Below are 2172 nucleotides of genomic sequence, written 5' to 3' on the forward strand. Positions count from 1 at the left end.
GCGGTCCACGGCCTCCATCAGCAGTCCCGCGGCCACGGCGGCCGCCAACGCCACTAGGATGTTGAGCTTGAGCGGCAAGGCAAACGCAGCAATCGCTGCAGTGGCCGCAACACCCGTGGCGAGCCAGGTGGCCCGGTCGAACAGCAGGGACAGCAGCACGCCCAGCAAGGCCAGCACCCCCGCAAAACCCAGCCCCCAGGACAGGGGCACCGCGTTGGCCAGCAGGATGCCGGCGATGGACGGCACCTGCCAAGCCAGCCAGTTGGTGGAGGCCGCGCCCCAGAAATACGGCACCTGCTCTGGGGCCGGCCGGGGTTCCGGAAAGCGCTTCATGAACGCCACATAGATCACGTCCCCGCTGAAATACCCCACGGCCAGGCGCTGGCGCAGCGGCAGGTGCGCAAAGTAGCTACGCCACATGCTGCTGAAAATCACAAACCGCAGGTTGACGCAGGCGGCCGTGAGCCACACCACCCACAGCGGCGCGCCCACGGACAGCAGCGGAATGACGGCGAGCTGGGCGCTGCCGGCATACACCAGCAGCGACATGAACACGGCCATGCCGACCGACATGCCACTTTTGACCATGGCCACCCCGGTGACCAGCCCCCAGGCTGCAATGCCCAGCGAGGTACCGGCCATGTCGATGGCGGCCATTCGGAAGGAGGGGTGGCGCAGTGTCCGGCCCAGCGCAGCAGAGACGCTCATGCAGGGTTTGCGCCCAGCACCATGCCCGGCTGCAGGTCAAAGCCGCGCAAGAAATCAGCCGCCGCCAGCCGCTTGCCACCCGCCCGCTGCAGCGTGGTCAGGCGCAACGCCGTGCCGCTACCGCACGCGACGGTCACTCCCGCGCCATCCGCAGCCAAAATCTGCCCGGAGCGCTGATCGGATATGCCTTGAACGCTATCAATTGCATAGTTCCAGATCTTGATCGTCTCGCCGTTGCACTCGGTGCTGGCCCCCGGGAAGGGATCGAACGCGCGAATGCGCTGGCCAATGACTGCGGCAGGCAGTGTCCAGTCGATCGTGCTCTCGGCCTTTTCGATCTTGTGGGCGTAGGTGATGCCGTCTGCCGGTTGCGGCACAGCAGTGAGGCCACCGCAGGCGGCCAGCTCCAGCGCCTCGACGATCATGCGACCGCCCAGCGCGGCCAGGCGGTCGTGCAGGGTGGCTGTCGTATCGCCCGGGGCAATAGGCAGGCGCTCGGTCAGCAGCATGTCGCCCGTGTCCAGCCCTGCATCCATCTGCATGATGGTGACGCCGGTTTCGGCATCGCCTGCCTCGATGGCGCGGTGAATGGGGGCGGCGCCGCGCCAGCGCGGCAGCAGGCTCGCGTGGATGTTCAGGCAGCCCAGGCGCGGTAGATCCAGGATCCACTGCGGCAGGATCAGCCCGTAGGCGGCCACGACCATCACATCGGCCTGGGCTGCGAGCAGGGCTTCGCGCGCAGCGGCGGCATCGTAGGGGTACTTGCCATCCAGGCGCAGGCTGCGGGGCTGTGCGACAGCAATGCCGTGCTCCAGTGCGCATTGCTTCACAGGCGAAGCCTGCAGCTTCATGCCACGGCCAGCGGGGCGATCCGGTTGCGTCAGGACCAGTGGAACGGTGAAGCCTGCAGACAACAGCCGCTCCAGGGCCACACGGGCGAATTCGGGGGTACCAGCAAAAATGACTCTCATGAAAGCAGATAGCGGCTCAGGGGGGCGCGGGACTCAGTGGCCCAGCGGGACCACCCATCCAGTCAATCGCGCGCGTTGTCAAAATTCGGCAGTTCGTCGGTGAACAACACCTGGCGCACCACCCCTTGGCGATCCAGGTGCACATGGGCCTGTCGCAGGTCCGAGTTCTGCCGGAAGCGGTAGGTCCAGATATCACCATCAAAGCGCGCCACCTGCTCGACACGCAAGGGCATTCCGAAGGTGTTTTGCAGGTCGGCACGGGTCCAGGTGCCCAAGGGCAGGTTCTCGAATCGCTGCTGCGTGAGCACCTGCTCGTTGCGCACCAGGCGGCCGCTGGCATCAAAGTCGAGGTTGTAGGCGGCAAACCCGGCGGGTAATTCCGAGTACAGCAGCCGCTCGCCAGAGGGCAGCGCTATCGTGGCGGTTGGCGGGCCCAGGCGAGCGATCACTTCGGTCCGCAACGCGCCGGGCCGTTCGCGGGCCGGCAGCACAC

The 2172-nt window shown here is 66.6% G+C and carries 3 protein-coding genes; all 3 read right to left on the bottom strand.

Annotation, left to right across the window (positions count from 1 at the left end; all coding sequences use genetic code 11):
* On the bottom strand, positions 1-708 hold a 708-nt coding region (locus DBR23_RS13220), incomplete at its 3' end, for an AzlC family ABC transporter permease (protein ID WP_108498564.1).
* Entirely contained in the window at positions 705-1679 is a 975-nt protein-coding gene (fmt, locus tag DBR23_RS13225; RefSeq protein ID WP_108498563.1) for a methionyl-tRNA formyltransferase, read from the bottom strand. The genes fmt and DBR23_RS13220, both read right to left, overlap by 4 nt.
* A 62-nt stretch (positions 1680-1741) precedes the next feature.
* On the bottom strand, positions 1742-2172 hold a 431-nt coding region (locus tag DBR23_RS13230), incomplete at its 5' end, for a hypothetical protein (protein ID WP_199227703.1).

Source organism: Acidovorax sp. HMWF018 (assembly GCF_003061035.1).
GTDB classification, from domain to species: domain Bacteria; phylum Pseudomonadota; class Gammaproteobacteria; order Burkholderiales; family Burkholderiaceae_C; genus Acidovorax; species Acidovorax delafieldii.